Here is a 400-nt window from a genome sequence, read left to right on the forward strand (position 1 = left end):
AACCAAGCCCGTCCGGCGATTGAGGACAACAACCGACCGCGACGCGATCACCCTCCGGAGAGCGGGAGAAGTCGCGGCAGCGGACGCGTCAGCTCCGACCCTGGCAGCAGCGACACCGGATTCACGTACACGTCCCCCCGCCGCAGCCCCCAGTGCACACACCCCCGCGCGCAGTGCCACGGCGTCACCGCCCGCCTCGCCACCACCTCCCCCGCCGCCACCTCGTCGCCCTTCGCCACCAGCGGGTCCACCGGTTCGTAGGTGATGCGGAGAGGGGGGTCGCCCGTGTTCGTCAGGGTGATCGACAGGACCCCCCGGCCCGCCACCCGGCCCGCGTACAGGACCCGGCCCGCCGCCGCGGCCCGTACCGCCGTGCCGGGAGCCGCCGCCAGGTCCACCC

The 400-nt window shown here is 74.5% G+C and carries 1 protein-coding gene; it reads right to left on the reverse strand.

The window, feature by feature from the left end; translation table 11 throughout:
* Window positions 1-47 precede the first annotated feature (47 nt).
* The coding region (locus GT042_RS20155; protein ID WP_161310117.1) for a peptidoglycan DD-metalloendopeptidase family protein at window positions 48-400 on the reverse strand (353 nt) is incomplete at its 5' end.

The sequence above is a fragment of the Streptomyces sp. SID3212 genome, from assembly GCF_009865405.1.
Classification (GTDB): Bacteria; Actinomycetota; Actinomycetes; order Streptomycetales; family Streptomycetaceae; genus Streptomyces.